The following is a 7197-nucleotide window of genomic DNA, read 5'->3' on the forward strand; positions in this document are numbered from 1 at the left end:
AGGTTTTATTATGGTTGAAATTGCACCATTTGGCGTTGAATCTTGGCTTAACAAGTGGGAAAAGAGTGCCACTTACGACATCTCGCAGAGTACCATTGCGTCCATGAGCATGCACGAGCTGCTCAATCTGGACGGCCACAACGGTCAGGAGTTCTACGAAATGCTGGATCAGCAGAAGATGAACTACGGCTGGATCGAGGGTTCACCGGAATTCAAGCAGGAGGTTGCCAAGCTCTATCGGCACGTTGAGCCCGAAAACATCCTGCAGACTAACGGGGCAACCGGGGCTAACATCTTGGCCCTCTATGCGCTAATTGGGCGTGGGGACCACGTCATTGCTGAGTATCCGTCCTACCAGCAGCTGTATGATATTCCGAAGTCGCTGGGGGCTGAGGTCGACTATTGGCACATCCATGAGGAGGACAACTGGTACCCGGACCTCGCTGAGTTAAAGCAGCTGATCCGCCCGGACACCAAGATGATCTGCCTGAACAATGCCAACAACCCGACCGGGACTATCTTGGACCGGGGCTTCCTGGAGCAGGTGGTAGAGATCGCTAAGTCGGTCGGCGCCTACGTCCTGGTCGATGAGGTTTACCTGCCCCTCGACCATCCCGAGGACTTCACCCCGATCGTTGATCTCTATGACAAGGGAATCTCGACCAATTCCTTGTCGAAGACTTACTCCGTTCCGGGGGTACGGATCGGTTGGACGGCGACGAATGCCGAACTGGCGGATGTCTTTCGGAAGTTCCGGGACTACACCATGATTTGCGGCGGGGTCTTCAATGACCAGCTGGCTACCTATGTCCTGCGGCACCGGGATCAGGTTCTGGCCAGAAACCGTCAGCTGGTCCTCGGCAACTTGGCAATCTACAAGGACTGGATTGACCATGAGGACCGGGCCAGCGTTGTGATGCCGCGGGCTGTTTCAACCTCCTTCCCGAAGCTGGATGTGCCGGTGGATATCCACACCTTCTGTGAAAACCTGCTGAAGGATGAGGGTGTCCTGCTGGTACCCGGGGATGCCTTTGATACCCCTGGACACGTCCGGCTGGGCTACTGTGCGCCCGAGGCAACGCTGCGTGAGGGTCTGAAGCGGCTTTCCAAGTACATGCACCAATACGACTAAACAAAAAGGATCGCATTATGCGATCCTTTTTGTTTATGCCTGCTTCTTAGCCCACTTCAGACCAATCCCGGTGAACCCGCTGAGAATTGAGAAGACGGGGGAGAAAAGGCTGAAGAAGACGAATGGCAGGAAATGGAGGACGGGAACGTCCAGCGTTGCTGCTGCAAAGGAGCCGGCCACGCCCCATGGAATCAGGTAGTTGATGACACTGCCCCCATCCTCGAGGACCCGGCTGAGCGCCAGTGGGGAGAGCCCCATCCGTTGGAATGCCGGCTTGAAGGCCTTCCCTGGCAGGATGACAGAGAGGTACTGTTCCCCAACGAAGAGGTTGATCCCGATTCCGGACAGGATGGTGGTCGTGACCAGCGGACCAGGCTTGGAAAGGCGCTTGACCAGCGGCTCCATGGCGGACTGGACGACGTGGAACTGCATTAGGATCCCCCCGAGGGAGAGGGTAACGATGATCAAGGAGACGGTGCCCATCATGCTGGTGATCCCACCCCGGGAGAGCAAGGTGTTGACGGCCGCGTCACTGGTGTGGGCAACAAAGCCATCGGAGATCAGGTTGGTCAGTGACTTCAGTGATTCGCCAGGCTTTTGGATAAAGATCATCCCCACGGTCACCAGGATGTTGATGAACAAGGTCGGGATGGCCGGGATGTGGCGCCAAGCGCAGACGAACATCAAGATGATCGGCAACAGTGCCCACCAGCTGACCGTGAAGTGGGTCTGCAAGATAGTGATAGTGTGGTTGATCTTGGCGGTACTCATCTGACCATTGCTGTTACCCAGGATCCAAAAGAGGATGAAGGAAACGATGAATGACGGGATGGTGGACCACATCATGTTTTTGATGTGGGCAAAGAGGTCGCTGCCGGCAATGGCGGATGCCAGGTTGGTGGAATCAGACAAGGGCGACATCTTGTCCCCGAAGACGGCCCCTGAGATGATGGCCCCGGCAACCAGAGCAGGATTGACCCCCATCGCTGCCCCCATCCCAAAGAGGGCGATTCCAATCGTGGAGATGGTGGTGAACCCACTCCCGATGGACAAACCGACCAGGGAGCAGACGACGAAGGCGGACGGGACGAAGAACCGTCCGCTGATTAATTTGAAGCCAGCGACCATGATGGACGGGATGATTCCCGCCTGGATCCAGACAGCGATCAAAGCCCCGATCAAGATGAAGATGAAGATCGGGATGATGGCCGTCCCGATTCCGTCTTGGATTCCCTGGTGGATGTCGTCCCAGGAGGCGCCACGGAACCTAGCCCAGAAGATGAGCAAGGCGATGGTAAACAGGACGGGAATCTGTGGGGAGAGGCCAAAGTGAATGACCGCTGTCCCCAAGATGATCAGCATGATGATTAAGATGGTGATGGACTCACCGAAACTAATTTTTTTCATAGTTATTGCTCCTTCTTAATGGTACCTAGTGAATTGACCTACGTACGGTTAAGATATCGAACAATTCCACCGCAATCTTGCATGTTAAACTCCTTTCTTAAATAAAAAACGCCCCGTTGAACTTAATCAACGGGACGATTTATAAACCGCGGTACCACCCAGTATACGCATTGTGCGCACTCGTATCAGGTGGTAACGGCACTGAATATGGCCGGACAATTAATATCCTCGCGATAATTCGAACACTCCTGCCTGACCGGTTCGCACCTCACCACCGGCTCTCTTACGCCCAACAGGATGTCTACTGAAACGATAATTGTTGCAACCATAATATCGTGCTGAAATGAGAATGTCAATACACAAATTAAAGAAAAATGAGAACGTTAATTAGTGGCCCGTGCCCAGCGGTGGTTGAAGAGCAGGTTCAGCAGGACTGCGGAGACACTGGTGACGACGATGCCGTTACCCAGGATAATCTGGATTTCCGTTGGCATGTACTGGAAGATGTGCGGGTACATGGTGACCCCCAGACCGAGGCCGATGGAAACCGAGGCGGTCAGCAGGTTGGCGTTATTGGAGAAGTCCACCTTGTGAAGGATCTGGACCCCCTGGACACCGACCATGCCGAACATAACGATCATGGCACCACCTAAAACGGGCGTTGGAATGACCGTAGCCAGCGCGCCAACCTTTGGCAAGAGACCGAGCAAAAGCAGCAGGAAGGCCGCGTAGTAGACGGGGCGCCGGGTCTTAACCCCGGACATCTTCAGTACGCCGACGTTTTCGGAGAAGGTCGAGTACGGGAAGGTGTTGAACAAGCCCCCCAGGATGGCGGCAATTCCTTCGGCCCGGTAACCCCGTTCGAGGTCCTTGCTGGTCAGCTGGCGGCCGGTGATGTCACTGAGGGCAAAGAAGACCCCGGTGGACTCGATCATGGTGGTCAAGGAGACCAGCATCATGGTGACCATGGCGCTGACGTTGAACTTGGGTACCCCAAAGAAGAACAGTTGCGGGGCGTGGAACCAGGCCGCCTCACTGACGGGCTTTAGGGAGACAAAGCCCATGGCGCCAGCGATGAAGGAGGCGATCAGGATTCCCAAGAGGATGGCGATGGACTTGATGAAACCGCGGCCAAAGGCATTGAACACCAGGATGATAGCGATGGTCAAAAAGCCGATCAGCAGGTTGGCTGGGCTACCGAAGGCGTGGGCCGAAGCAGACCCCCCGCCGAGGTCTTGGAAGCCGACCGGGACCAGTGTGAAACCGATGATAGTGATCAGGGAACCGGTGACCACTGGTGGGAAGAAGCGCTTGAGCTTGGCGAAAAAGCCGGCAATCAGGAAGACGAAGATTCCCGCCGCGATGATCGCTCCATACATATAGGTAATTCCAAGCTTGCCACCGATCGATTCTAGCGGCGTGACGGCTTGGACGGCACAACCAAGGACAACGGGAAGACCGATCCCGGTGATGGGGGTCCGTCTCAGTTGCAGGAGCGTTGCTACCCCGCACATGAAGATGTCAATTGAAACCAGGTAGGTCATCTGCAGGGTCGAAAAATGCAGATACTGCCCGATTAAAAGCGGGACGAGGACGTCCCCAGAATACATTGCCAACAGGTGTTGAAAGCCCAGCACGAAGTTTTTCCATTGGTCCGCGAAGTTTAGGTGGTGGACATGGGTCGTGACGGTCATTGGTTGTTTCACAAATTATTCCTCCTAAGATAGTGATGGTCAATTCGATCAACAGCCAAATAAAAAAGCTCTCTTTGCCGAGTAAAGCAAAAAGAGCTGGCGTTCAATTCGCTTATAGTCCAAAGTTTACGGCTTTGGGTAGGAACTACCGTCCATATTACGGCATTATATAGGCTATTGATTTCATTGGAAGTGTTGTTATCCTAACACGGAATCGGTGCCGATGCAAGACGCTCGTTCGGCTTTTATATCGGTTGCCCGCTAGATAATAAGGAATTGTTCATATTACCACGGATAACTTGATTAGGAGTAAATGAGATAAAGTGGTATTATATTAGAAAGAAATTAGTTGATTGCCAAGCAAATAGAGAGGATGCGAAAAGCATTATGAAGAAAAAGATGAGCAGCTGTACGGCGATGCTGGTCGGTAAAAACGCCACGATTGATGGTTCTACAATTATTGCCCGGGACGAGGATGCCGAGGACGGGGTTAATCCAAAGACTTTCAAGGTGTTTCCCGCCAAGGACTATACCGGTGAGCACTATGTTTCCAAGTACAACGGCCTGACCGTTGACATGGAAGGCCAAGGCTGCCGGTTCACGGCAACACCCAACGGAGTTCCCGATGAAGGCCGCTGGGATGAGCAGGGGATCAACGAATATAACGTTGCCATGAGTTCGACCGAGACCGAGATGACCAACGCTCGGGTCCTCGGCCACGATCCACTGGTCACTGATGGGGTCAATGAGGACTCGATGCTGTACCTGGTCCTGCCGTTCATCAAGAGCGCGCGGGAAGGGGTTCAGCGCCTGGGCCACCTGATTGAGAAATATGGTACCGGTGAAACAAACGGGATCGCCTTCAGTGACCACGACGAGGTTTGGTACCTGGAAACCGCTGGTGGTCACCAGTGGGTAGCCCAGCGGATCCCAGATGATGCCTACGCCATTGCCCCAAACATCATGTGTATTGAGGAAATCGACTTCGATGATCCTGATAACTACATGTACGCGAGCGGCATCCAGGAGTTTGTGGAGAAGTTCCACCTGAACCCGAATCCGGGCAGTTTCAACTTCCGAAACATCTTCGGGACCCAGGATGAGGCGGACGCTTACTACAACACACCGCGTTCCTGGTATGGTCAGAAGCTCTTCACCCCATCGCTAGAACAGGATCCTACCAGCCAGAACATTCCGTTCATCCAGCATGCGGAGAAGAAGATCGCGGTTGAAGATGTCGAACAGTTCTTGTCATCACACTATAATGGCACTCCATACGATCCAATGGGCACTTATGCCTCCGGAACGCCTGAAGAACAGCGGAAGTTCCGTTCAATTGCCCTCGACCGGAACCAGAGCTCCTGTATCCTGCAGATCCGCAATGATGTTCCGGCAGAATACGCCGCTATTCAATGGATCAACTTTGGCTTTTACTGCTACAGCCCATACGTGCCATTCTTTACCAACATCAACGACACCCCGGCTAACTACCAGGTGGCAACCAATGATGCTGATCCTGACAAGAGTGCCTACTGGATGCACAAGCTGCTTGAGGTAATCGTGGAACCGCGCTACCACGAATTCATCAACGAGGTAAACGACTTCCGCGATGGCTGTCAGAGCTATGGCGTCGGCCGCGTGGATGCAATTACTGCGGGGGCGGCTGGCAAGCACGGTGAAGAACTGACCGATTACCTGACTGCGGCCAACAAGGAATCGGCGGCCCACGTAACGGCGGCGACTCATCAGTTGATGAGCAGCCTGATTCACCAGGCCCTCTTGAATTCCAAGTTCCAATTCGAACGGGGCGACAATCTCTAATGGTTAGATAATCGAACCAAAAGAAGTCCGGTTGGGCGTGATCTCCCATTGATTTTTGGGATCACGCACGGCCGGGCTTTTTTAGTGTTAAAATTGAGGGCAGACTTTTCATTGGGGAGTAGTGAAATTGAGCAAGCTAAAGAAACACGTTACACGAGAAATGAAGCAGTGGGAGCAGAGTCAGGCCGATGAACTAACCAAGATTCGGGCCGCTCAGCGTCACCTGATCTACAACGTCGTGGCCTACTTTGCAATCTCGATTCTGGAATACTGGCTGGCCGCCATTAGTCAATCACAGACCCTGCGTGCGGATGCCTTCAACAACCTGTCCGGGATCATCTCGACGGTCCTGTTGATGATGGGCCTGCACATCGCCCAGGACATTAACGATGATGACATTGCCGGGGTCAAGCTCCCCGACAGCAAGTACCAGAAAGTGCTCGGGGGCGACCAGCGGATCCAGTTTGTCCGGTGGCGCTACGAAACGGTCTTCTCACTGGTCACGGCGGTGGTGATGATCTCAATTGCCCTGAGCGTTATCGGTGACGGCATTAAGGGGCTGCTTACCCCGGACAAGCGGGTTGTTCCCGACCCGGTGGCCATCATCGGAGCCGGAATTGCCTCCGTGATCATGCTGGTCGTCTGGTACATGAACCGGCGGACGGGGCGCAAGTTGTCCAACGCCGCCCTGCTAGCCTCGGCCCAGGACAGTTTGAGTGACGCCTTTACCAGTATCGGGACCATGGTGGCAATTGCTGGGGCCCTGCTCTTCCACCTGACCTGGCTAGATGGAGTCACCAGTATCGTAGTTGGCTTCTTCATTCTCTATTCCGGATTGAAGATCTTCTTTGAAACCAGTTTGAACCTGGCGGACTACTTCGACCCCAAGGCAGAAAAACAGTATCACGACGCTATTCTGAAAGTGAAGAAGGTTCACGGAATCGTGGAGCTCAAGGCTCACTATAACGGAAACGTCGTCTCACTGGACGCCACGTTGATCGTCAACGGTAAGATGACGGTGCTGGAAAGCTATCAGCTGTCGGAGAAGATTGAGCGGATGCTTCGCAAGCAGTTTGGGATCATTGATGTCGATATTTCGTTTATGCCGGATCCCCATTCGTTCTCTGATCACGACGTCAGCGG

Annotated in this window: 5 protein-coding genes and 1 riboswitch; of the genes, 3 read left to right on the forward strand and 2 right to left on the reverse strand. The window is 53.8% G+C overall.

Going from position 1 to position 7197, the window contains the following annotated elements:
- Positions 1–10 precede the first annotated feature (10 nt).
- Positions 11–1132: an aminotransferase gene (locus ACI31J_RS00100; RefSeq protein ID WP_439772501.1), complete on the forward strand. Its 1122-nt coding sequence runs from the start codon at positions 11–13 to the stop codon at positions 1130–1132.
- 33 nt (positions 1133–1165) lie between these two features.
- Here ACI31J_RS00100 and nhaC read toward each other — a convergent pair whose 3' ends face one another.
- Together nhaC and ACI31J_RS00110 are read right to left on the reverse strand one after the other, a co-directional pair.
- On the reverse strand, positions 1166–2539 hold the full coding sequence (nhaC, locus tag ACI31J_RS00105) for a Na+/H+ antiporter NhaC (protein ID WP_439772434.1): 1374 nt from the start codon (positions 2537–2539) through the stop codon (positions 1166–1168).
- A 383-nt stretch (positions 2540–2922) separates the two neighbouring features.
- A complete protein-coding gene (locus tag ACI31J_RS00110) occupies positions 2923–4233 on the reverse strand; it encodes a nucleobase:cation symporter-2 family protein (protein ID WP_439772502.1) in 1311 nt (436 codons plus the stop codon).
- A gap of 95 nt (positions 4234–4328) precedes the next feature.
- A riboswitch (purine riboswitch) is annotated at positions 4329–4426 on the reverse strand.
- A gap of 194 nt (positions 4427–4620) precedes the next feature.
- On the opposite strand from ACI31J_RS00110, the gene ACI31J_RS00115 reads away from it, so the two are divergent.
- The gene (locus ACI31J_RS00115; RefSeq protein WP_439772435.1) at positions 4621–6054 is read left to right on the forward strand and encodes a C69 family dipeptidase; all 1434 of its coding nucleotides are present in this window, start codon (positions 4621–4623) and stop codon (positions 6052–6054) included.
- A gap of 127 nt (positions 6055–6181) precedes the next feature.
- Positions 6182–7197 (forward strand): cation diffusion facilitator family transporter (locus ACI31J_RS00120; RefSeq protein ID WP_439772436.1); only part of this gene is annotated, 1016 nt, incomplete at its 3' end.

The sequence above is a fragment of the Limosilactobacillus sp. genome (assembly GCF_051873075.1).
GTDB lineage: Bacteria > Bacillota > Bacilli > Lactobacillales > Lactobacillaceae > Limosilactobacillus.

Coding starts and splice junctions, on each gene's coding strand:
- nhaC (WP_439772434.1), bottom strand. CDS start 2,539: ATGAAAAAAATTAGTTTCGGTGAGTCCATCACCATCTTAATCATCATG.
- ACI31J_RS00115 (WP_439772435.1), top strand. CDS start 4,621: ATGAAGAAAAAGATGAGCAGCTGTACGGCGATGCTGGTCGGTAAAAAC.
- ACI31J_RS00100 (WP_439772501.1), top strand. CDS start 11: ATGGTTGAAATTGCACCATTTGGCGTTGAATCTTGGCTTAACAAGTGG.
- ACI31J_RS00110 (WP_439772502.1), bottom strand. CDS start 4,233: ATGACCGTCACGACCCATGTCCACCACCTAAACTTCGCGGACCAATGG.